The organism is Rhizobium sp. CF080, assembly GCF_000282095.2.
GTDB lineage: Bacteria > Pseudomonadota > Alphaproteobacteria > Rhizobiales > Rhizobiaceae > Neorhizobium.
Map to the genome: position 1 here is coordinate 412,620 of NZ_AKKC02000008.1, position 23,020 is coordinate 435,639.

Here is a 23,020-nt window from a genome sequence, read left to right on the forward strand (position 1 = left end):
TGCGGAAACTGGGAGGAGTTCCGGGCAGCAAAAACCTTGCGACGTCGATGTCTTTGGAAGCGCTTATGGCGCGCTCATCTGCTCCAATCGCCATTGACTGGGGCAATTGCACAGAAGCAAGCAGCGTGCCAAGTTTGAGGTGATCTTATAAGGTATTGAAAATGAAACGAATTTTCTCTATGAAACTTTTGGCTTAAATTGTCGGCAACCTGTGCGGCTGCAATATTTTTGTGCGGTTGCTAAATTGAATGCGCGCAATTGCTGTGCAGCGTGCCGGAAGTCAGATCTCGTGGCGGTCGGTTTGGGTTGCGAGAGCGCTGCTGACGGCGAAATTCTCGACATAGTTCGCCATCTCGGAAGGATCGAAAACATGGCCGTCCATGAAGCGGTCGCCGTCCCGGTCGCCTTCGATGCCGATGTCGGGTTGCGTCGGCCCGATGCCGAGCGCGGTCCGATAGAGATCGGGGCGATAGGCCGCGGCGGCGGCGGCCAAACCGTCCTCGCTGAACTCCACCTGGCCCCAGCGGATCATCTGGCTGTAGAGCCACAATGCGTGGCTCGGCCGCGGATAGTTCGCAAAACTGCGATGGAAGGTGAAATAATCGGTGATGACGCGGCGGTTGCCCTTGGCGTCGAGGCTGAATTCGCCGGACAGCACGTGGCGGATGATGTTGACCGGCGCGCCGATGAAGCGCGGGTTGGCCAGGACCTCGGCCAGCGCATCGTGGTTCTCCGCCTTGTCGCACCAGCGGGCTGCGGCATCGAGCGCGACGATGAGGCGGGAAACGGTTTCCGGATGGCTCTCGGCCCATTCCGGCCGCATGGCCAGCACCTTTTCCGGCGCCGACGGCCAGATGTCCTGCTTGGCGGCGACGATGCGGCCGACGCCGCGTTCGGAGGCGACCATGTTCCATGGCGCGCCGACGCAGAAACCGTCGATGGCGCCGGCTGCCAGCGCGTCCGACGTCAGCGGCGGCGGCACGACGACCAGCTTGACGTCGCGGTCCGGATCGATGCCGCCGGCGGCGAGCCAGTAGCGGAATTCGTAATTGTGGGAAGAGAACGGATAGGTCATACCGAGCGTCGGCAGGGTCTCGGCATTGGCCTTCATGCTGCGGATGACGGCCGCCAGGGCCTGGGCATTTTCCAGCGCGCCCGCGGTCTCGGAAAGCCCGGCCGTCTCGCGCATCCGCTCGAACAGGCGGGTCGAGAGCGTGATGGCATTGCCGCCGCGGCCGAGCGAAAACGGCGTGATGGTCGGCGAGGGGTTGGAGCCGAGGCCCAGCATCGAGGCGACCGGCATCGGCGACAGCATGTGGGCGATGTCGAACTGGCGGAAGGCGAGGCGATCGCGGACATTGGCCCAGGAAACGTCCTTGACCAGATCGAGCGTCAGTCCTTCCTTCGCGGCAAAGCCGAATTCGGAGGCAGCGATCAGCACGGAGGCATCCACCAGCGGAATAAAGCCGGCGCGCAGGATTTTAGGCCCTTCGCCGTTGGCGCGCGCAGGCGCGCCAAGATTGCTGCCGGATCGGTCGGTCTTGGTCATCATGTTCACTCCGGCTTTCTCCCGGATATTTCGGTACTCGACATCATCACATCAACAGCCCCGCCGCCGTCACCACGCTCTGGGCGATATCCGATATCTTCTTCTTTTCGTTCATCGCGGTCTGGCGCAGCAGCGCGAAGGCGTCTTCTTCCGACAGGCCGCGCATCTTCATCAGGATGCCCTTGGCGCGCTCGATCACCTTGCGTTCCTCGAGCGCCGATTTCGCCTCGGCCAGCTCCCGCTGGAGCCGGCTGAAGGCGTTGAAGCGGCTCACCGCCATATCGAGGATCGCCTTGACGCGCTCTTTCTTCAGCCCGTCGACGACATAGGCCGAGACGCCCGCGTCCATCGCCGCCTCGATCAGGGCCGTATCGGACCGGTCGACGAACATGGCGATCGGCCGGCTGACGGTGCGGGTCAGCTGGAACAGATGCTCCATCATGTCGCGGTTGGGGTTTTCGATATCGATGACGATGACGTCCGGCTTCGACGTCTCGATGATCCGGGCGACGCCATGGACCTCGTGGATGACGGTGACATTGCTGTGCCCAGCCTCCCGCAGCCCTTCCTCGATGATGGAAGCGCGGATGGCATTTTCATCGATAACCAGAATGGTGAGATCGGGTGCCGGCATCCTTATAGGAATGACGCAGCGCAGCAATCTTGGCAAGCGCTACTATCCCGCTCATCAAATCGTCCCGGCATCCATCGCATGGAAAGAACCGGTTAACCTTTATTTTCTACTTCCTGTGAGAATGTGCCGTTCCCGTATCTCGTCTGGTTGTCATGCAGTTCTCACGCAATAATCATCCCCAGAGTTCTGACCTCCCCAACGCCGAAGACGATACCGTCGACGTGGCGCAGCAGGCTCGTCCCTCGCAGAGCCTTGCCGATTTCAATCAGCCGGTTCTGGAGCAGGCGCCCTGGCAGGCGGCTTTCCGGCTGGCGCCGAACGTGCGGTTCACCCGCACGCCCGAAAGCGTGGTCGCCCGCAGGGCAAATGCCGGGCAGGCTCTCGAGGAGCCGGTCAATGTGCCTGTCGCCGCAGAGATCGAAGTGATTCCGTCCGAAGTGTTCCTGACCGCCGCCGCCCATGATTCGCCAGTAACCCATGAGCCGTCCGCCCCGCTCGAACAGATCGCCGGCCTGCAGCAGCTTGCCGCGACGATGCGTTACCACGTGCCGGAAACGCATTCCGTCATCGTTACACAGCCCCAGCCGGTTCAGGAGATCGCACCCATCGCAGCGCCGCGCCAGGACATCGCGATCTCCGACTTCGCCTTCTGGGACGCCATGCCGTTCGAATTGGAAGGGCCAGTGGTCATCGAGGCCGAAGCCCCGCCGGTCGAATCTGAAGTCCTTCCGGTCGTCGTGGCGCAACCGGGTGCTCCCGTGACCGATCTTTACCGCGAAGTGCCACGCCGCACTGCTGCGAGAACCGTAGTCGTCGCGCCGTCTCCGAGGCCGGAGCCGGTCAAGGCACCTGAGCCTGTCGCGCCGGTCCGGGTCGCTCCGCAGCGTGTGGCGAAAGCCAAGGCACCGGTCGTCGTCGAACCCGTGTTTGCGCCTGCGCCTGTCATGCAGGTACCTGTACCCGCGTCGTTCGTGGCCACCGAATCCGTCGCCATCCAACCGACTCCCGTCCAGCCTGAAATCGCGCGTCCCCGGACCGTGCGGCCGCCCGAGGCGGAATACGAGTTCCCGCCGATCTCGCTCCTGCAGGAACCGCAGGGCGAGCGCGGCCAGGCGATGCAGCCGGATGCCCTGCAGCAGAGCGCCGGCCTGCTCGAAAGCATTCTCGAGGATTTCGGCATCCGCGGCGAGATCATCGACGTGCGGCCGGGTCCGGTCGTGACGCTCTACGAATTCGAGCCGGCGCCGGGTGTCAAATCCTCGCGCGTCATCGGTCTTGCGGACGACATTGCCCGTTCGATGTCGGCGCTGTCTGCCCGTGTCGCCGTGGTGCCCGGCCGCAACGTGATTGGCATCGAGCTGCCGAACGCGACCCGCGAGACGGTCTATTTCCGCGAACTGATCGAATGCGAGGACTATTGGGAGACCAAGCACCGGCTGGCGCTCTGCCTCGGTAAGACGATCGGCGGCGAACCGGTTATCGCCGAACTCGCCAAGATGCCGCATCTGCTCGTCGCCGGCACCACAGGTTCCGGCAAGTCGGTCGCCATCAACACGATGATCCTGTCGCTTCTCTACCGGCTGCGACCGGAGGAGTGCCGGCTGATCATGATCGACCCGAAGATGCTGGAGCTTTCCGTCTATGACGGCATTCCGCACCTGCTGACTCCCGTCGTCACCGACCCCAAGAAGGCCGTCCTGGCGCTGAAATGGGCGGTCCGCGAGATGGAGGATCGTTACAAGAAGATGTCGCGCCTCGCCGTCCGCAATATCGACGGCTACAATCAGCGTGCCGCAAGCGCCCGCGAAAAAGGCGAGGTCATCTCCGTCAGCGTCCAGGCGGGCTTCGACCGGCAGACCGGCGAGATCCTCTACGAAGAGCAGGAGATGGACCTCTCGCCGATGCCCTATATCGTCGTCATCGTCGACGAGATGGCCGACCTGATGATGGTCGCCGGCAAGGATATCGAAGGCGCGATCCAGCGGCTGGCGCAGATGGCACGCGCCGCCGGCATCCACCTGATCATGGCGACCCAGCGTCCCTCGGTCGACGTCATCACCGGCACGATCAAGGCGAACTTCCCGACCCGCATCTCCTTCCAGGTCACCTCGAAGATCGACAGCCGCACCATTCTCGGCGAGCAGGGTGCCGAACATCTGCTCGGTCAGGGCGACATGCTGCATATGGCGGGCGGCGGGCGGATTTCGCGCGTCCACGGTCCGTTCGTTTCGGATGCGGAAGTCGAACTGGTGGTCCGCCACCTCAAGACCCAAGGCCGGCCTGACTATCTCGGCACGGTCACCGAGGACGAAGACGACGAGGAAGACGAGGACGTTTCGAGCCAGGAAGCCGTGTTCGACAAGAGCGCGATGGGCGGCGACGACAGCGACGAGCTTTACGACAAGGCCGTCAAGGTGGTCATGAAGGACCGCAAGTGCTCGACCTCCTATATCCAGCGCCGCCTTTCGGTCGGTTACAACCGCGCCGCCTCTTTGGTGGAGCGTATGGAGCAGGAAGGTCTGGTCGGCCCCGCCAACCATGTCGGCAAGCGCGAGATCATTGCCGGCGGACGTTCTGCCGCCGCCGAGGATTTCGGGGACTGAAGCGGATTTCTGAATTTTATACACGCGACGGATCGGGCGGGCGTCACACGGCACGCCCGCAAAAAAAATCCCGCTGCGATTTTCCCCACCCCTGAAACCCGTGCCTACAATTGCCCCGCTTCCGTCGCCGGAGTGTTTCGCGAGACGTTCGCGGGCAGGCGGGGGCCGGCGCTTTCATCGGAACCGTAACGTGCGGGGATGGTGGAAGAGGTGAAAGCCATGGAGTGCTCGTTGAAAGACGAACATTCCTATCAAGCCTCCCCCTGGCCGCCGGGCCGGGTTCGGTTGAGCCGTGCAAGTGGCAAGCCCTTCCCGAAAGGAGGGGCGCGAACGAAGCCATGCAGCGAGGCGAGGTGCTCACCTGTAGGGGAGGGACACCCCGAAAACACGCCGAAGGCCACGCGAATGCGGAGCCACCTATTAAAATCTATTGAGGTTCCGCATTCGTGTGGGCTCTCCGATATTTGAAAAGCCACGGCAGGCAACTGCGCGGGGGGATCGCGCGCGGCCGAAGGTCAGGTCATGGCGCGCTGGCCTGATCGGGGTGCAGCCGGTATCACCGGCTGCGGATATAGTCGCTCAGCCGGTTGGCTGCGTCCTCGACCTGCAGCGGATCGCGCAGGAAACAGGCGCGCATGAAGCCCTGTCCGCCCGGGCCGAAGGCGGTTCCCGGCGCCAATCCGACGCCCGTCTTGTCGACGATCCTGAACGCCTCCTCGCGGCTGTCGGTGACGCCGTCGATCTTCAGGAAGGCATAGAGGGCGCCCTCGGGCTTCAGCGTTTCCACCCGGTTGGTGGCGATCAGCGCGTCGCAGAGGATATCACGGGATTTCCGCGCCCGCTCGATATTGGTGCGGATGAAATCGTCGCCCTGTTCGAGAGCGGCAATCGCGCCCTTCTGCATGAACTGGGCGACGCCCGAGGTCGAATACTGGATCAAGTTGGTCAGCGTCTGGCCGATTTCCGCAGGTGCCACCATCCAGCCGACCCGCCAGCCGGTCATGCACCAGTTCTTCGAGAAGGAATTGGCGAAGATGATCCGGTCTTCCGGCTCCATGACATCCATGAAAGACGGCGCGCGGGCGCCTTCGAAATAATAGAGGCCGTAGATCTCGTCGGCGATGATCCACAGGCCATGCTTGCGGGCAAGATCGAGGATCGCCTTGAGATCGTCATGGGTAGCAGTCCAGCCGGTCGGGTTGGACGGCGAGTTGATAAAAATCGCGCTCGTCTTCGGGGTGATCGCCGCCTTCAGCCGCTCGATGTCGAGCACCCAGCGGCCGTCGGTAAAGCCGAGTTCGACGGTGACCGGCTTGGCTTCCGAAACGCCGATGGCGTTGACGACATTCGGCCAGGCGGGCGAGAGATAGACGATCTCGTTGCCGGCGGAGGCCACCGTCTGGATGGCGAGCACGATCGACTGCATGCCGGAACCGGTGACATAGATGTTGTCGACCGACAGGTCCCGCCCATAGTGCCGCTGGTAATAACGGACGATCGACTCGCGTAGCGCCGGAATCCCTTGCGTCCAGGTGTAGAAGGTTTCTCCGGCGAGCAAAGCTTCGCTGGCGGCACGGGTGATGAAATCGGGGGTCGGCAGGTCGCCTTCGCCGATCCAGAGCGGCATCAGGTTTTCGCGGCCTCGGGCATAGGTGACGATTTCGCCAATGCCGCTGCGGGGCGCAGCCGCGGCGCGGGCGCTGATGTCCGGTCTGATGATTGTCATGGATTGCCCTGTCGGTCCTGGCTGGTTTGTCGCAAAACTGACTTGGCCCAACCGCGCCCGCGGGTCAATATTTCCCGTGCCGGATTTTGTTCTTTACTGGCTGGTGGTGCTCGCGAAGCGGCCGAATGTGCCGCGGGAGAAACACAGCGGATCGCCCTCGCGGTGGGCTGCGCGCAGGACGCGGCCGAGGATCAGCGTATGGTCGCCGGCATCATGCATCGAGGAGAGTTCGCATTCGAAGCGAGCCAGCGTGCCGGGGATGACCGGCACGCCTTCGTGGTTCTGGTTCCAAAACAGCTCTTCGAACCCGAGACCGCCGCGCGTGAACCGGGCGCTCAGCAGATCCTGGTCGGCGCTGAGCACATGGATGGCGAAATGGCTTGCCGCCGTGAAGGCCGCGTGGCGCGACGAGCTCTTGGCCGGCGACCAGAGAACCAGCGGCGGATCGAGCGACACGGAGGTGAAGCTGTTGACCGTCATGCCGATCGGGCCATCCGGAGTTGTTGCCGTCACCACAGTCACGCCGGTCGTGAAGGCTCCGAGTGCGTTGCGGTAATGCCGCGCGGTCGATGCGTCCGGAATGAAGATCTGTTCGCTGAGCGTGCTTGCGGTGTCGGCAGTGATCATCATGGCACCTGCTTTCCGGTTGCGGCGGTGTAGAGTTCGAACCAGGTCTGGCGATCGATCGTCACCTTCGCGGCGTCGGCGATCGTGGCGATACGGGCAAGATTGTTGGTGCCGAGCACCGGCAGGATGGCGGCGGGATGGGCCAGCAGCCAGGCAACCGCGACGGCCGTTGCATCGACGCCCTGTTCCGCGGCGATCCGTTCCAGAACCGACATCAGGCTCTCGTTCTTGAACAGCGAGCCGCCGCCGAGCGGTGACCAGGCCATTGGCGCGATACCGCGTTCCTGCAGATAGGCGAGATCGCCATTGGTGAAGGCGCTTGCCGCCACAAGGCTGATCTCGATCTGGTTGGTGACGAGTTCCGCTTCCATGGAGGATTGCAGCAGGGAGAAATCCCAGGGGCGGAAATTGGAAACGCCAACGGCGCGCACCTTGCCGGATACGACCAGCGCATCGAGCGCCGGGCCGGTCTCGTCCGGATCCATGAAAGGGTCGGGCCGATGGATCAGCAGGAGATCGATATGGTCGGTCGCCATGTCGCGCAGCGATGCCTCGACCGACGCGTTGATATGGGCGGCGCTGGTATCGTAGTGCTTGCCGCGGGCGGCGGAATGGCGGCCGGCCGGCGCGACGATGCCGCATTTGGTGACGATCTCGATTTTGTCGCGCAGCGAAGGCGAGGCTTTCAGCGCGGCGCCGAAAATCGCTTCCGCCGTGTAACCTCCATAGACGTCGGCCTGGTCCATGGTGGTGATGCCCTGCGCCAGGCAGGCCTCGATCTTCGCCTGAACATGTTTCGGCGAGGTGTCGGCATCGTTTCCGATCCGCCACATGCCGTAAACGAGGCGGCTGAGCTGGAGATCGGGCGAAAGTTGAATGCGGTCCAGGTGATGAGGGGTCATCAGTGTCGTCTCCCGTTGCCGAGCGGCGTTGCAGGTGTCTCGGCCGGCACGCGACCATAGGCATGCGGCAGCGAACAGGTCTTGAGCTCGGGCAGGACCTTCTGACCGAAATGTTCCGCCTCGTCGAGATGCGGATAGCCCGAAAAGATGAAAGCCCGGATGCCCATCTTCTTGTAAGCCTCGATTTCCGAAAGCACCTGGTCGGTCGAGCCGACCAGTGCCGCGCCGCAGCCCGAACGTGCCCGGCCGATGCCGGTCCAGAGGTGTCGTTCGACATAACCGAACTTGTCGGCAAGCTCGCGGGTTCTCGCCTGGTGCGAGACGCCGAGCGAGGTGCTGTCATGGGCGCGGCTGCGGATCAACTGGCCGTATTCGTCATCCAACCTGGAGACGAGGTGTTCCGCATAGTCGCGGGCCTCCTTCTCGGTGTCGCGGACGATCATGTGGACACGCAGGCCATAGTCGAGCGTGCGGCCATGGGCTGCGGCGCGAGCATGGACCGCCTTCATGCGCTCGGCCAGCTGGTCCCTGGTTTCCGGCCACATCAGGTAGACGTCGCATTGGGCGCCGCAGAGTTCCAGCGCGTCCGGCGAATAACCGCCGAAATAGAGAAGCGGGCCGCCGTTCTGCTGGTAGGGGCGGGCAGGCTCGGTGGTGACGCCCTTGAAATTATAGACCTCGCCGTCGTGATCGATCGTGTCGCGTGTCCAGGCCTGGCGGAGGATCTGCACGACCTCGTGGCTGCGGCGATAACGGAAGGCGCTGTCAGCGACTTCGCCGGGGAAATCGGAGCTGATGACGTTGAGCGTCAGCCGGCCCTTCAGCATGTGGTCGAGCGTGGCGACGGTGCGGGCGAGCATGATCGGCTGCATCTCGCCACAGCGGATGGCGGCCAGAAGATTGATCCTGTCGGTTATCTGCGAGCAGGCGGCGACAAAGCTCAGCGTGTCCTGGCCGACCTGATAGGACGATGGGCAGAGGATGTTGCGGAAGCCGAGCGCCTCAGTGCGCCTGACGATGTCGGAGCAATGTTCCCAGCTCGATTTCAGTGCATCGTCGGGGACGCCGAGATAGGCGTAGTCGTCCGAACACAGGGCGGCGAACCACGAGACTTCGGCCGCATCGAGATCCGGCGATGTTATGGGCACGATCGTCATCAGATACTCCTCCACCTTCGACTTGCATATCACTGGCTTTCGTGTAAATCAATGGTGTATCAATTTTCAGCGCATGTGTTCCCGGGGAGGGGGAAGTGCTGATGGAGAGCCATCCGGGCAGTCTGCCGATCTATCTGCAAATCGCCGAACTTCTCGTGCGCGACATTGCCGCCGGCCGGCTTGGCGATGGCGAGAAGCTGGCCCCCGAGCGCGACATGGCGGTGCAGCTCGGCATTGCCGTCGGCACCTTGCGCAAGGCGCTGGCGGAATTGCAGAATCGCGGGCTCTTGGAGCGGGTGCAGGGGTCAGGCAACTACATTAGGGCAATCAGCGATCCGAAGAGCGTCTATGCGATGTTCCGGCTGGAACTCATCCAGGGTGGCGGCCTGCCGACGGCGGAAGTGCTCGACGTGATGCGGCTCGACAAGCCCAAGAACCTGCCGAAGTTCGGTTTTTCGCCGGAAGGGCACCGCATCCGCCGCATCCGCCGGCTGTCGGGCAAAGTCGCAGCCCTCGAGGAGATCTGGCTGGACGGCTCCTATGTGGCGGCAATCGCACCGGAAGATCTGTCGGAATCCCTCTATCTCTATTACCGCACCCGGCTCGGCCTGTGGATCGTCAGGGCGGAAGACAAGATCGACCTCGACGCCGTGCCCGACTGGGCACCGCCGGCCTTCGGCCAGAAGCCGGGCGCACCGATCCCCCACGTGCTCCGGACGAGCCAGGCACAGGACGGCGCGGTGGCCGAGGTTTCCCGCACATGGTTCGACCATTCCGTGGCGCGCTACGTATCGCGGCTGCGGTAAAAGACAATCGAGTACCGGCAAGATGAAATTCGAGACGACACAAGACGGCTTTTCCATTTCGCTGAACGGCCGCAGCATTCTGCGCCACAGCCCCGCTTCGCCCTGCCTCTTCGTTGGCCAGGGGCAGGAGCGGATGGACATGTACCGCGGCAATTTCGAGGTCGAGGACTATATCGTCGAGCGCTGCGCGCTGCGCCATGCGGATGTCGACGGCAATGTGATCAGCCTTTCGGAGGCGGAGGGCCGGGCGCCGCGGTTGGAGCTGACGATCTCCGAAACCGCCGTGCATTTCCGGTCGCTGGACGAGACGATCAACCGTTTTTGGATCCGCATCCACGCGGAGAATGACGAGCATGTCTGGGGCGGCGGCGAGCAGATGTCCTATTTCGACATGCGCGGACGCCGCTTTCCGCTGTGGACCTCGGAGCCCGGCGTCGGCCGCGACAAGACGAGCGAGATCACCTTCAAGTCCGACCTGAAGGACAAGGCCGGTGGCGACTACTACAACACCAACTATCCGCAGCCGACCTACATCTCCTCGTCGCGCTATGCGCTGCATGTGAAAACGACCGCCTATTCCATCTTCGATTTTCGTCGCAAGACATTTCACGAGATCGAAGCGTGGGCGGTGCCGGAGCGTATCGAGCTGTTTGCCGCACCCAGCTTCGTCGAGTTGGTCGAGGCGTTGTCGTTGCGCTTCGGGCGGCAGCCTGAACTGCCGGGCTGGGTTTACAAGGGTGCTATCATCGGCCTCAAGGATGGGGTCAATTCCTTCGAGCGGCTGGAAAAGATGCGTCATGCCGGCGTGCAGGTCTCCGGTCTGTGGTGCGAGGATTGGGTCGGCCTTCGCCAGACCTCGTTCGGATCGCGGCTGTTCTGGGACTGGCAGGCGAACGACGAGCGTTATCCGGACCTGCGCCGTCGGATTGCCGAGCTGAACGGGGAGGGCATCTGTTTCCTCGGCTACGTCAATCCCTATCTCTGCGTCGATGGCTCGTTGTTTCCAGAGGCTGAAGCCGCGGGTTATTTCGCCAAGGATCAGCTCGGCCGAACCGCGATCGTCGATTTCGGCGAGTTCGATTGTGGCGTCGTCGATTTCACCAATCCGGAAGCGGCCGATTGGTTTGCCGAAGAGGTGATCGGCCGTCGCATGCTCGATTTCGGGCTGACCGGCTGGATGGCCGATTTCGGCGAATACCTGCCGATTGATGTGGAGCTCGCCAATGGCATCGACGCCAAGCTGATGCACAATGCCTGGCCGACGCTCTGGGCCGAGGTCAACGCGAAAGCGATCGCCAGCCGAGGCAAGACGGGCGAGGCGCTGTTCTTTATGCGGGCCGGCTTCAGCGGCGTGCAGAAACATTGCCCGCTGCTCTGGGGCGGCGACCAGTCGGTGGATTTTTCGCGCCATGACGGGCTCGTCACCGTGATGTGCGCTGCCCTTTCGTCAGGCCTGCTCGGCAATGCCTATCACCATTCCGATATCGGTGGTTATACCAGCCTGTTCGGCAATGTCCGCACGCCGGAACTGCTGATGCGCTGGGCGGAAATGGCGGCCTTCACGCCGGTCATGCGCAGCCACGAGGGCAACCGGCCGAGAGACAATATCCAGATCGACCAGGATCCTGAGGTGCTGGAGCACTTTGCCCGGATGACGCATATCTACGTGCATCTGGCGCCGTATCTGAAGACGCTGTCAGCGGAGGCCGCCGCGCGAGGTCTGCCGGTGCAGCGGCCGCTTTTCCTGCATCACGAGCATGATCCGAAAACCTATGCCATCCAGGATGCCTATCTCTACGGCCCGGAACTGCTGGTGGCGCCGGTCTGGCATGCGGCGCAGGAGGTGCGGAGCGTCTATCTGCCGGAGGGGGCGAGCTGGGTGCATGTGTGGAGCGGAAAGGAATATGCGGGTGGGGAAGAGGTGACGGTTGCTTCGCCGATCGGTTGTCCGCCGGTGTTTTATCGGGCGGACGCGGTTTTTGTGGAGATGTTTGCAGCGCTGAAGGATATGTGAGGTCGCGGCGCACTCCCAATCTCCCCCCTTGAGGAGGAGATGTCACCAGAGGTGACAGAGGGGGGTGGCGCCGCGAACTCGACTGGCGAAGAGTATGCCGCAGCACCCCCCTCTGCCCTGCCGGGCATCTCCCCCTCAAGGGGGGAGATCGGATGCGGCGCCGTCTCAGTCCAATCTCACCGCGCCGCCCAGTTCGCCCCGCGCCGGAAGATCGTCTTCATCTGGGGTACGTCGAATTCCTTCGCCTGGTGGCCGAGCGAGGAATAGAAGACGCGGCCCTCTCCGTATTTGCGCTTCCAAACCACCGGCATCACGACGCCGTTGATCCAGTAGGCGTGATCTCCCGTGAAGGTGGTTGTCGCCAGCACCTCGTTCGAGGGGTCCACATGCATGTAATATTGCTCGGACGTGTAGGGGAAATCGGTAATCCCCTCCATCAGCGGATCATCCGGCCGGGTGATGTTGACCGTGTAGTCGATGATATTGCCCGGATGGGCGACCCACTGGCCGCCGATGATGAACTGATAGTCGACCGACTCGCGGAATGCGTCGCCTGCGCCGCCGTGGTAACCGGCAATGCCGACGCCCTTCTCAACGGCGGCGGCGAGGTTTTTCACCTCCTCCTTCTCGATCTTCGACATGGTCATGATCGGCACGATGAGGCTCAGGTCGTGAATGGATGGATCGGCGAAGGCCTCAGTCGAATGTTCGAGATAGACCTTGAAGCCGTCCTCCTCGAGCATGTCCTTGATGATTTCGGCGCATTCCTGCGGTTCGTGGCCGCTCCAGCCGCCCCATACGATGAGTGCTTCACGCATTTTGTTCGTCCTCCAGAATTATTTCGCCAGCCGTCCATCGACGAGCGATTCCGACAGCGGAGCGGGCCGCTCCGTCGCCGTGGTGATCTTGATCGTGCGCCCTTCGGCGGACGCCGTGTGGAAGGCTTCCATGACCTCCAGCACATGCAGCGCCAGATCGCCGTTGGCCCGGTGCGGGCGGTTGGAGCGTATCGCGTAAGCGAGGTCCGCGATGCCGATCGAACGGTAGTTGCCCTCCGCATAGGGCAGGGTGGCGGGCTGGTCCTCGAACTGGCCGCCCTTCTTCAGATAGCCGATAGGGCCCTCGAACCGGTTCGGGTCCGGCACGATCAGCGTGCCTTCGGTGCCGTAAACTTCGAGCGGCACATGTTTGTGGCCGGCGACGTCGAAGCTCATGCCGATCTGAACGACCGCGCCGTTGGCAAAGGCCATGACGCCCGCCACATGGGTCGGAACGTGCACCGGAATGCGCTCGCCGTTGCGCGGCTCGCTGGTGATGATGCGCTCCTGGCGGGGCGTGATGGCAAAGCCCGCGACCTGCGAGACGGGGCCGAGCAGGTTGACGAGATCGGTGATGTAATAGGGACCCATGTCGAGCATTGGGCCGCCGCCGACCTCGTAATAGAAGGCGGGGTTCGGATGCCAGCGCTCGTGGCCGGGGCACATGAAGGTCGCGGTGCCGCCGACGGGCAGTCCGATGACGCCCTGGTCGATCAGTTCGCGGGCCGTCTGGTGGCCGCCGCCGAGGAAGGTATCGGGGGCAGCACCGATGCGCAGGCCCTTGGCCTTGGCGGCTTCCGCCAGTTTTTTCCCTTCCGCGAAATTAATCCCGAGTGGCTTTTCCGAATAGGTGTGCTTGCCGGCATCGAGCGCCTGCAGGGCAACGGCGACATGCGCCTTGGGGATGGTCAGGTTGACGATGATCTCGACCTTCGGGTCCGCGAGCAATTCGCCGACGGTGCGGGCCTTCAGATTGAATTCGGAAGCCTTCGCCTCGGCCAGATCGCGGTTGAGATCGGCCAGTCCGCGGATATCGAGGATCGGAAAGGCGGATGTCATCGCTTTCAGATAGGCGCCTGAAATATTGCCGCATCCGATGATGCCGATACCGACTTTGTCCATTATTCCCTCCCGATGAATGCTGATGAATTCTGGTATTGGGCGCTTTAGAGCGCCGGCCCGGTGGTGCTCCAGGGCGATTCGTAAAGTTCGTAAAGCGCGACGGCCGCCGCTCCCTGCGCCCAGAAATCATCCGTCGAATCGTCGAAGACGAGTTCGCTGACGCCCTTCAGCGACGGCGGAATGGCGAGCGCATAGGCATCGCGCAGGCTGTTCAGGAACGGTTCGCCGAGCGCCAGCGACGAGCCGACGAGGATGACGCGCGGCGGCGCAAATAGCGTGACGATGTTGGCGATCGTCAGCCCGACGGCCTCGCCGGCGCGGACGGCTGCGCCGATCAGCCGGTCGTCGTCGGCCTGGATCAGCGCCTGGACATGGGTCATGCCGCGGCCGAGTCTTACTGCTTCGGCAAAACGCCCGTCCGTCTGTTGCTCGCCGAGGATGGCGCTCTCGCCGGCCTGGCTCGAAAGCCGCACGATGCCCTGAGGTCCCATGCCGAGCACGAGATCACCGAGGTTGTGGCTGAGGCCGCCGGCACCGCGGAAAAGCCGGTTGCCGTGCAGCACGCCGAGGCCCAGCGTCTGTTCAAGCGAGATCAGGACCATGTCCTCCAGATCGCGGGCCTTTCCGAACCAGTGATGACCGAGCGTGATGGCATGGGCGTCACTCTCGACGATGGTCGGCGTCGACAGGCGGCTGGACATTTCCGCCGCAAAATCGATGTTGATCTCGCGAAAAATCGGGCTCGAGCGGATATGCCCGGTGCGGTGTTCGATGACGCCCGGGAGGCCGAGGCAGACGCTGTCGACATCCTCCAGCGACAGGCCGGCATCGACGACGCAGCGGCGCACGCCATCCTCGACGAGATCGGCGATGACAGCGATCGGCTGGCGGTCGATACGGATCGGCAGGGTAAGTTGGGAGAGCACGTCGCCGCGGAAATTGGTGACGACGAAGACCATGCGGCTTGCGGCAATCTTGGCGCCGACGACGCGGGCGGCATCCGGATTGACCTCCAGCATGACGCGCGGTCGGCCACGCACCGCCTCGTTGCGGATATCGCCCTCGTGGCGGGTCAGGATCAGCCCGTCGTCGAGCAGCGAACCGGTGATGGCCGAAACGGTGGTTGTCGAGAGTTCGGTGCGCTCGGAAATTTCGACGCGGGAGATGGGGCCGCGGCGCCGGATCGTATCCAGCACGCTGAGGCGGTTCATCGCACGCATGAGTTCTGGATCGGCGGTTTTCATCTCTTCTGCGCACTCGTCGGGTTTTGCACCGAACGCTATTTAATTCGAGGTGCAAATTAAATTCGCTTTGTTCTAGAGCCGATTTTGGGCGGTGTGCAATAGATAAAGCAGCAAAAGGCGCATTTTTCGCCAAAATCCGGTAATGTCGCTTGGGGCTATTGACAGATGCGACAGGCTTGCCGATTATTTAATTCGGATGCAGGAATAAAGCTTTGGGAGGAGCGCCTTCAATGTCCAACAGATATCACAGGATGCGTTTGATTTCCGCGACCGCCGTTGCTCTCGCCGGGGGCCTCTTTACGGCCGGCGTTGCCGCGGCGGACAGCGTCATTCGCTGGATGCATGTCGAGCAGGTGCCGGGGAACATAGCCGTCTGGAACCAGATCGCCAAGGATTTCGAGGCCAAGCACCCCGGCGTCAAAGTCGAGCTGCAATTTCTCGAAAACCAGGCGTTCAAGGCCAAGCTGCCGACGCTTCTGCAGTCGAAAGACGCGCCGAGCATGTTCTATAGCTGGGGCGGCGGCGTGCTCAAGGCGCAGTCCGAGACCGGCACGTTGCGGCCCATCAATGCGGCGCTCGATGCCAATGGAGGGGAATGGCGCAAGTCGGTCAACGCCTCCGCCGTCGACGGCCTGACCTTCGACGGCAAGGTCTGGGCTTCGCCCTCCAAGAGCGGTCTGGTTTCCTTCTATTACAACAAGGAACTGTTCAAGAAGGCGGGCGTCGATGCCTCGAAGATCGCGACCTGGGACGATTTCCTCGGTGCCGTCAAGGCGCTGAAGCAGGCAGGCGTGACGCCGATTGCCGGCGGCGGGCGGGACAAATGGCCCCTGCATTTCTACTGGAGCTATCTCTCGATGCGCGAGGCGGGACAAAAAGGCTTTGCCGATGCCAAGGCAGGCAAGAACGACGGCTTCGCCGGCAAGCCTTTCGTCAAGGCGGGCGAGCGGCTGGCCGAGCTCGGCAAGCTTGAACCCTTCCAGAACGGCTATCTGGGCGCGACATGGAACGATGCGCTTGCCGCCTTCGGCGATGGCCGGGCCGCGCTCATCCTGAGCTTCGAGAATACGCCCGCGACCCAGGCGTCGAATTCGACGAGCCGCAAAGGCCTTGCCGACGACAATATCGGTCGCTTCCCGTTCCCCGTCGTCAGCGGAGGGCCCGGTGTTACCACCGACAGTTTCGGCGGTCTCAACGGATGGGTGGTCACCAAGAACGCGCCGCCTGAAACCGAGGAATTCCTCCGCTACATGGCAAGCATCGACGTGCAGAAGGTGCTCGCCAGGGATACGCAGATCATGCCCGTCACCAAGGGTGCGAGCGAAGCGATCTCCAAGCCGCTGCTGAAGGAAGTTGCCGAGGCTCTTGCCAAGGAAACCTGGCACCAGAACTTCCTCGACCAGGATCTCGGCCCCAATGTGGGCGCGATCGTCAACGACGTCAGCGTCGAAGTGGTCTCCGGCGGCATGAAGCCGGCGGCCGCCGCGCAACAGATCGAGGATGCCTATTCTCTCGAGCGCAAGTAAGCGCAGTGCCGGCGCGCCTAAGGTCCTGACCCTGGGAGCGCCGGTTCCTGTTTTCGCCTGACGCCGTTTTGCAGCCTGAAAGGCTCGAAAAATCGATGAGCGATACGCTGATGTCTGCCAACGCCGTGCCTGCCGGGAAAACGCTTGCGGTCTCGCGGCGCCGCAAGCGGTCGCTCGCCAACAGCAAGTGGCCGGTGCTGATCCTGTTCCTGCCGCCGGCGCTTCTTCTGTTCACGGTGCTGGTCATCCTGCCCATGGGCGAGGCCGCATGGTATTCCTTCTACAACTGGAACGGCTATGGCAGCCCGACGCAATGGGTTGGCTGGCGCAATTACCAGCTGATTTTCCGCAACAGCGCCTTCACCCAGGCGCTGATCAACAACGGCCTGATCGTGCTCGCCTCGCTCTGCGTGCAGGTGCCGCTGGCGCTCTGGCTGGCGACGATGATCTCCAGCCGGATCAAGGGCGCGCTGTTCTTCCGGCTGATCTTCTTCCTGCCCTACGTGCTTGCGGATGTCGCGGCCGGCATGATCTGGCGTTTCGTCTATGACGGGGATTTCGGTCTCGTCGCCGGCATTTCGCATTTCATCGGCGTCGAACCGCCTTTCTGGCTGGCCGACCGGGACGTGGCGATGTACGCGATATTGGGCGTCGTGGTCTGGAAGTATTTCGGCTTTCACATGATGCTCTTCATCGCCGGCCTGCAGGCGATCGACAAAAGCGTGCTGGAAGCGGCAGACATCGACGGCGCGACCGGTTTCCAGAAATTCCGGCTTGTGACGCTGCCGCTGCTCGGCTCCACTGTGCGTCTCTCCGTCTTCTTTGCGGTCGTGGGCTCGCTGCAGCTCTTCGACATGATCATGCCGCTCACCGGCGGCGGTCCGTCGAACTCGACACAGACAATGGTGACGTTCCTGTACAATTTCGGGGTGACCCGCATGCAGGTCGGGTTCGGCAGCGCGGTCGGCGTGGTGCTGTTCGTGATCTGCGTGACGCTCGCCTTCAGCTACAAGCGGGTATTCATGCGCAATGACTGAGATCTCGACAGCACAGCCCATCGATGCCGCCAGCGCGCCGACCTCCGGCCAGCGCATCCGCGCCGGCACGCAGGTCTATATGTACGTGTCGCTGGTCATCGTGGCGGCCATCGTGGTGGTGCCGCTTATCAGCACCGCACTCGGCGGCTTCAAGACTCTGGGCGAACTGCGCGGCAACCCGTTCGGTCTGCCGACGGAATGGCAGTGGTCGAACTACACGGACATCATCATCAGCAAGCGTTACTGGCTGCAGATGAGCAATTCGCTGATCATCGCCCTGCTGACGGTATTCCTGACATTGACCTTCGGCGCCATGGCGGCCTTCTGCTTCGCGCACATCCGCTTCTTCGGCGCCAATTATCTGGTCAACTATTTCCTGATCGGACTGATGTTTCCAGCCGCGACCGCCATCCTGCCACTCTATATCCGCATCCGCGATCTGGGGCTCGTCGACACATATTGGGGCGTGGTGCTGCCGCAGGTGGCGTTCGGCATGGGCATGAGCATCATGCTGTTCCGCAACTATTTTCGCAATCTGCCGTCGGAACTCTTCGACGCGGCGTTCGTGGATGGCTGCGGCTATATGCGCTTCTTCTGGCATATCACGCTGCCGCTGTCGCGGCCGATCATCGCCACCGTCGGCATCATCTCCTTCGTCGGCAGCTGGAACAGCTATATCGTGCCGCTGATCATGCTGAATTCGGAGAGCCGCTATCCCTGGCCGCTCGGCATCATGATCTACCGGGGCGAATTCAGCACCGAATGGCAGCTGGTGCTGGCCTTCATCACGCTCACCATTCTGCCGACCATCATCGCCTTCTTCCTGGCCCAGAAGCACATCATCGCCGGTCTGACCGCCGGTGCGGTGAAGTCCTGAGCCCCGACCCGGAGTATTTCGCATGGCATCCGTCGAACTGAGACAAGTCCGCAAGGCCTATGGGGCACTCCCGGTCATCCATGGAGTGTCGCTGGCCATCGAAGACGGCGAGTTCGTCGCACTGGTCGGGCCTTCCGGCTGCGGCAAGTCCACCCTGCTGCGGATGATCGCGGGGCTTGAGGAAATCACCGGCGGTGAGATCATCATCGACAATGCTGTCGTCAACGAGCTTACGCCGCGCGAGCGCAACATCGCCATGGTGTTCCAGTCCTATGCGCTTTATCCGCATATGACGGTCGCCGAAAACATGGGCTTCAACCTGCGGCTTTCCGGCACCCCGAAGCCGGTGATTGCCGAACGCGTCGCCGAAGCCGCCCGCATGCTCGATCTCATGCCGCTTCTCGACCGCAAGCCGGCGCAGCTTTCCGGCGGTCAGCGCCAGCGCGTCGCCATGGGCCGGGCGATCGTCCGCAACCCGGCCGTCTTCCTGTTCGACGAGCCACTTTCCAACCTCGACGCGAAACTCCGTGTGCAGATGCGCGCCGAGATCAAGCAGCTGCACCAGAAGGTCGGGACGACGTCGATCTACGTCACCCACGACCAGATCGAGGCGATGACGCTCGCCGACCGCATCGTCGTCCTCAACCAGGGAAAGGTGGAGCAGGAAGGCACGCCGATGGAACTGTACAAGAAGCCGGCCAATCTTTTCGTTGCCGCCTTCATCGGCTCGCCGGCGATGAACCTTCTCGACGGCACCGTGGACGGCGATGGCGGCGAACCCTCCGCGCGCCTTGGAGACGGAACCGCGATCCGCATCGCGCCGGACCGCAAGGTGAAGCGCGGCCAGGCGATCAAGGTCGGTCTGCGTCCGGAGCATCTGAGCCCCGGCGTCGGGGGGACTGCGCTTGCCGGGCAGACGCTGCTGGTCGAGCCGACCGGCGCACAGACCCACATCATCTTCGACCTCGCCGGCCATCCGGTCGTCGCTATCGTCGACGGCGAATATCCGGCCCGCTACGGCGCGCGGTTCGAGGCCAACATCCCGGCCGAACAGGTGCATGTCTTCGACCGTGAAACGGGGGTGGCGCTCTGAGCGGGCATGTTCTGAACCTCTCGGAGAGATCAGAAGCTTTCGAGCCTGATATCGGCCGGCCGTGAACGGGTGAGGATATAGCGGCCGTTCGGCAGGTCGTTGCCATCGAGTTTCCACGCGATCCCGGCCTCGTCGAGGCCATAATGCACCCAGCGTGCTCTGAGCCGCTCGCGGAGCACATCCTCCGATGGGCCGACGAAAATGGTGAAGTCGAACATTTCTGCGAGCCGCGACCAGGGCGCTTCGTCGACCAGCAGGTAATTGCCTTCCGCCAGAACGATATGCGTTTCGGGAGAGACGGCACGCGCCGAGGCGATGGCGATTTCTCGGGATCTGTCGAAGACCGGCACCAGCACTTCCTCGTCTCCCTGCCGCACCGCCTTCAGGACATCCGCGAACCCGCGCACATCGAAAGTCTGCGGTGCGCCCTTGCGAGGCAACAGGCCGCGGGCTTCGAGAATGCCGTTGTCCATGTGGAAACCGTCCATCGGCAGGACTTCGGCCGCTTCGCCCCGGGCCAGCAGGGCTTCGTGCAGGGCGTCGGCGAGGGTGGATTTTCCGCCACCCGGCGGGCCGGCGACCGCAACGATGAAGCGCCGCTTGTCCCGTGCGCGGTCGATGACGGTGTCGGTGATGTCGTCCAGTGTCATAGCGCCGAGGCCCTGCGTTCCATTGCTTTGAACAGGACTTCTAACGTTCCGCAGGGCATTCAGGCAATCCACCGACAGATGAAACGGGTGGCTCGATCAAGAAACCCGTCGAGCGCCCTCCCTGGCCTCCCTGATGGCTTCCCAAACCCTGTAAGGCGTTGCGGGCATGTCGAAATCCTTGACGCCGGCCTGGCGCAGCGCATCCAGGACGGCGTTCATCAGCGTCGGTAGGGCACCGGTGGTGCCGGCTTCGCCGCCGCCCTTGACGCCGAGCACATTGGTGGGCGAAGGCGCGGGCAGGTCGAAGAAACGCGGCGTCGGCATGAAGTCGGCGCGTGGCATGAAATAGTCCATGAAAGTCGCGGTCAGCATCTGGCCGCTGTCCTTGTCGTAGACGATGTGTTCGCCGAAGACCTGGCCCGCGCCCTGGGCGAGGCCGCCATGCATCTGGCCTTCGAGCAGCGTGTGGTTGATGACATGGCCGGCATCGTCGACGCCGATATAGGACGTCACCTTCGTCTCGCCGGTATTCGGGTCGATCTCCACTTCGGCGACATGCACGCCGCCCGGGAAATTGCGCTCCGGCTGGATCGAGGCCAGCGTGTCGAGCGCATTGCCATCAGGCGTGACGTTGCGGGTCGCCAGTTCCAGCAGCGAGATCGACATGTTGGTGCCGGCCACCTTGTAATGGCCGTGGTCGAATTCGATGTCGGTTTCGGCGGCTTCCAGCGCTTCGGCGGCAAGCTTGAGGCCCTTCTTCACCACCTCGCGTGAGGTAATCGTCAGGGACGCGCCGTGCGATGCCATGGTTCGCGACCCCATGGTGCCGGCACCTTTGAGCTTGTGAGGCGCATGGACGCTGTTGGCGCGCAGGTTGATGAGGTTCTCGTCGATGCCGAGTTCCCTGGCGACCATTCGCGGCAGCACCGTTTCGTGGCCCTGGCCGGCGGAGCCGGAAAGCGTGTAGAGCGTCAGCGTGCCGTCCGCCTCGAAGCGGATTTCGGTTTCCTCCGGCATGTGGCCGCCACCGGACGGTTCGACGAAGATGCCCATGCCGATGCCGCGCAGATTGCCGCGCTTTTCCGATTCCTTCCGGCGGGCTTCGAAACCCTTCCAGTCGGAGATCGAGACGGCTTCTTCCAGCATCGCGACATAGCTGCCGCTGTCGTAAACCGTGGTCGGCGTCTTGTAGGGATAGGCGTCGTCGGGGATCAGGTTCTTCCGGCGGATTTCGATCCGGTCCATGCCGAGATCGGTGGCGGCCTGATCGACTAGCCGCTCGACGAAATAATTGATGTCCGGACGGCCGGCACCGCGATAGGCGGCGATCGGCGAGGTATTGGTGAAGGCGAGGCGGTTGAGGCCAAAGACCGCCGGGATGCGGTAACAGCCGGTGCCGGTCAGCATCGGGTTGAGCACGTTGATCAACGCGCCGGCCGGCGAATGGTAGGCGCCGAGATCGCAGACGACGTTCATCCGGATGCCGAGGAACTCGCCGGTTTCGCTGAGCGCCAGTTCGCCGCTGAACCTGACGGCGCGTCCGTGATAGTCGGCGAGGAAACTTTCGGTGCGGCTGGCGGTCCAGCGCACCGGCCGACAGAGCTTCCTGGCGGCCAGCATGATCGCCGCATATTCCGGATAGGGCGCGCCGCGAATGCCGAAGCTGCCGCCGACATCGCCCATGTGATGCCGGACCTTTTCCGGCGGATGACCGGTGAAGCGCGCCAGCCCATCGCCAAGGCCCGTGCCCTGGCTGGCGGAATAGACGTCGAAGACGTCCGTCTCGGCATCATAGGCCGCCATGAAGGATTTGAGTTCGAGCGGATTGGCGGCGACGCGCTGCGACTCGACCGTCAGCGCCGCGACATGCGCTGCCTTGGCGAAGGCTTCATCGGTCGTCGCCTCGTCGCCGAAACCGTGCAGGAAAACCAGATTGCCCGGCACGTCGTCGAAAAGCCGCGGCGCGCCGTCTTCCAATGCCTCCTCGGGGTCGATGATCGCCGGCAGATCTTCATATTCGACCGCGATCAGCTCGACCGCGTCGGCGGCCGCCTCGGCGCTGTCGGCCACAACCACCGCGACCGGCTCGCCGACGAAGCGGACACGGTCGGTCGAGAGCGCATAACGGCTCGGCGCCTTGATCTTCATGCCGTCGACGCCGGGGAAGGAGACCAGCGGGCCGGGGGCGATCAGATTGGCCTCGAGCGCATCCTTGCCGGTCAGCACGATATGGACGCCAGGAGCCGCGAGCGCCGCCTCGACATCGATCGAAACAATGCGCGCATGCGGCATGTCGGCTCTCAAAAATGCGGCGTGGAGCTGGCCCTCCAAGACCTTGTCGGCGGTATATTCGCCTTGGCCGGTAATAAGTCTCATGTCTTCCCGGCGACCGGTGAAGACCTCATGATCACTACTCAAAAACATTCTCCCACGCCAGGCGATTTCTGCCGGATGCGCCTCTTCGGCCTCTGTGCCGAGAATCAAACGCCCGGCGAATGGTATCCCATCCGATTGTCGTATACCTCTGCCGGCGACGGACGCTAATGCATGAATTCAACTCTGACAAATGCGATTTTATACTATCGCCATGATTTCGGCGGGGAATAGATCAGCAAAAAAAGCCCGCGCCAGTCTC

18 protein-coding genes are annotated in these 23,020 nt (G+C 62.9%); 7 read left to right on the top strand and 11 right to left on the bottom strand.

Features of this window, described 5'->3' with window-relative positions:
- Positions 1 to 280 precede the first annotated feature (280 nt).
- Both PMI07_RS19070 and PMI07_RS19075 read right to left on the bottom strand, forming a co-directional pair.
- Positions 281 to 1,558, bottom strand: coding sequence for a CmpA/NrtA family ABC transporter substrate-binding protein (locus PMI07_RS19070; protein ID WP_155956565.1), 1,278 nt, complete (start codon positions 1,556 to 1,558; stop codon positions 281 to 283).
- Between the two features lie 37 nt (positions 1,559 to 1,595).
- The gene (locus tag PMI07_RS19075) at positions 1,596 to 2,183 is read right to left on the bottom strand and encodes an ANTAR domain-containing response regulator (RefSeq protein ID WP_007767347.1); all 588 of its coding nucleotides are present in this window, start codon (positions 2,181 to 2,183) and stop codon (positions 1,596 to 1,598) included.
- Positions 2,184 to 2,335: 152 nt separating this feature from the next.
- On the opposite strand from PMI07_RS19075, the gene PMI07_RS19080 reads away from it, so the two are divergent.
- Positions 2,336 to 4,786 (top strand): DNA translocase FtsK, encoded by a 2,451-nt coding sequence (locus PMI07_RS19080; protein WP_024163935.1) that lies wholly within the window; start codon positions 2,336 to 2,338, stop codon positions 4,784 to 4,786.
- A gap of 556 nt (positions 4,787 to 5,342) precedes the next feature.
- Here PMI07_RS19080 and PMI07_RS19085 read toward each other — a convergent pair.
- The 4 genes from PMI07_RS19085 to PMI07_RS19100 all read right to left on the bottom strand — a co-directional run bounded on the left by PMI07_RS19085 (position 5,343) and on the right by PMI07_RS19100 (position 9,198).
- Positions 5,343 to 6,512, bottom strand: a complete 1,170-nt coding sequence (locus tag PMI07_RS19085; RefSeq protein ID WP_007776088.1) for a pyridoxal phosphate-dependent aminotransferase — start codon at positions 6,510 to 6,512, stop codon at positions 5,343 to 5,345.
- Positions 6,513 to 6,605: 93 nt separating this feature from the next.
- Positions 6,606 to 7,139 carry a flavin reductase family protein gene (locus PMI07_RS19090; protein WP_037087641.1) on the bottom strand — a complete coding sequence of 178 codons (534 nt, stop codon included), beginning with the start codon at positions 7,137 to 7,139 and terminating at the stop codon, positions 6,606 to 6,608.
- Positions 7,139 to 8,026: an aldo/keto reductase gene (locus PMI07_RS19095; RefSeq protein ID WP_037087642.1), complete on the bottom strand. Its 888-nt coding sequence runs from the start codon at positions 8,024 to 8,026 to the stop codon at positions 7,139 to 7,141. The genes PMI07_RS19090 and PMI07_RS19095 overlap by 1 nt, the downstream gene beginning before the upstream one ends.
- Positions 8,027 to 8,040: 14 nt before the next feature.
- Positions 8,041 to 9,198, bottom strand: coding sequence for an LLM class flavin-dependent oxidoreductase (locus tag PMI07_RS19100; RefSeq protein ID WP_024163936.1), 1,158 nt, complete (start codon positions 9,196 to 9,198; stop codon positions 8,041 to 8,043).
- Positions 9,199 to 9,299: 101 nt separating this feature from the next.
- Here PMI07_RS19100 and PMI07_RS19105 point away from each other — a divergent pair, with 101 nt between their 5' ends.
- Both PMI07_RS19105 and PMI07_RS19110 read left to right on the top strand, forming a co-directional pair.
- Positions 9,300 to 10,004 carry a GntR family transcriptional regulator gene (locus PMI07_RS19105; RefSeq protein WP_007751989.1) on the top strand — a complete coding sequence of 235 codons (705 nt, stop codon included), beginning with the start codon at positions 9,300 to 9,302 and terminating at the stop codon, positions 10,002 to 10,004.
- Complete coding sequence (locus tag PMI07_RS19110) at positions 9,970 to 12,018, top strand: alpha-glucosidase (protein ID WP_280949776.1); 2,049 nt, start codon at positions 9,970 to 9,972, stop codon at positions 12,016 to 12,018. Before PMI07_RS19105 ends, PMI07_RS19110 begins: the two co-directional genes overlap by 35 nt.
- A gap of 176 nt (positions 12,019 to 12,194) precedes the next feature.
- Here PMI07_RS19110 and PMI07_RS19115 read toward each other — a convergent pair whose 3' ends face one another.
- Genes PMI07_RS19115 through PMI07_RS19125 form a run of 3 tightly spaced genes read right to left on the bottom strand, consistent with a single transcriptional unit; the run spans position 12,195 to position 15,202 of the window.
- Positions 12,195 to 12,836 (bottom strand): ThuA domain-containing protein, encoded by a 642-nt coding sequence (locus PMI07_RS19115; RefSeq protein WP_007751993.1) that lies wholly within the window; start codon positions 12,834 to 12,836, stop codon positions 12,195 to 12,197.
- A gap of 18 nt (positions 12,837 to 12,854) precedes the next feature.
- Complete coding sequence (locus PMI07_RS19120) at positions 12,855 to 13,958, bottom strand: Gfo/Idh/MocA family oxidoreductase (RefSeq protein ID WP_007751997.1); 1,104 nt, start codon at positions 13,956 to 13,958, stop codon at positions 12,855 to 12,857.
- A gap of 44 nt (positions 13,959 to 14,002) precedes the next feature.
- Complete coding sequence (locus PMI07_RS19125) at positions 14,003 to 15,202, bottom strand: ROK family transcriptional regulator (RefSeq protein ID WP_007752000.1); 1,200 nt, start codon at positions 15,200 to 15,202, stop codon at positions 14,003 to 14,005.
- Positions 15,203 to 15,432: 230 nt separating this feature from the next.
- On the opposite strand from PMI07_RS19125, the gene PMI07_RS19130 reads away from it, so the two are divergent.
- The 4 genes from PMI07_RS19130 (at position 15,433) to ugpC (ending at position 19,735) form a co-directional block, all read left to right on the top strand.
- Positions 15,433 to 16,728 (top strand): extracellular solute-binding protein, encoded by a 1,296-nt coding sequence (locus tag PMI07_RS19130; RefSeq protein ID WP_007752002.1) that lies wholly within the window; start codon positions 15,433 to 15,435, stop codon positions 16,726 to 16,728.
- A gap of 110 nt (positions 16,729 to 16,838) precedes the next feature.
- Positions 16,839 to 17,765: a sugar ABC transporter permease gene (locus PMI07_RS19135; protein ID WP_007752004.1), complete on the top strand. Its 927-nt coding sequence runs from the start codon at positions 16,839 to 16,841 to the stop codon at positions 17,763 to 17,765.
- Entirely contained in the window at positions 17,758 to 18,642 is an 885-nt protein-coding gene (locus PMI07_RS19140; RefSeq protein ID WP_007752006.1) for a carbohydrate ABC transporter permease, read from the top strand. Before PMI07_RS19135 ends, PMI07_RS19140 begins: the two co-directional genes overlap by 8 nt.
- A 22-nt stretch (positions 18,643 to 18,664) precedes the next feature.
- Positions 18,665 to 19,735: a sn-glycerol-3-phosphate ABC transporter ATP-binding protein UgpC gene (gene ugpC / locus PMI07_RS19145; protein ID WP_007752009.1), complete on the top strand. Its 1,071-nt coding sequence runs from the start codon at positions 18,665 to 18,667 to the stop codon at positions 19,733 to 19,735.
- Positions 19,736 to 19,764: 29 nt separating this feature from the next.
- Here ugpC and PMI07_RS19150 read toward each other — a convergent pair whose 3' ends face one another.
- Entirely contained in the window at positions 19,765 to 20,385 is a 621-nt protein-coding gene (locus PMI07_RS19150) for a nucleoside triphosphate hydrolase (protein ID WP_007752011.1), read from the bottom strand.
- Between the two features lie 96 nt (positions 20,386 to 20,481).
- Positions 20,482 to 22,803, bottom strand: a complete 2,322-nt coding sequence (locus tag PMI07_RS19155; RefSeq protein ID WP_007752015.1) for a xanthine dehydrogenase family protein molybdopterin-binding subunit — start codon at positions 22,801 to 22,803, stop codon at positions 20,482 to 20,484.
- Positions 22,804 to 23,020 lie beyond the last annotated feature (217 nt).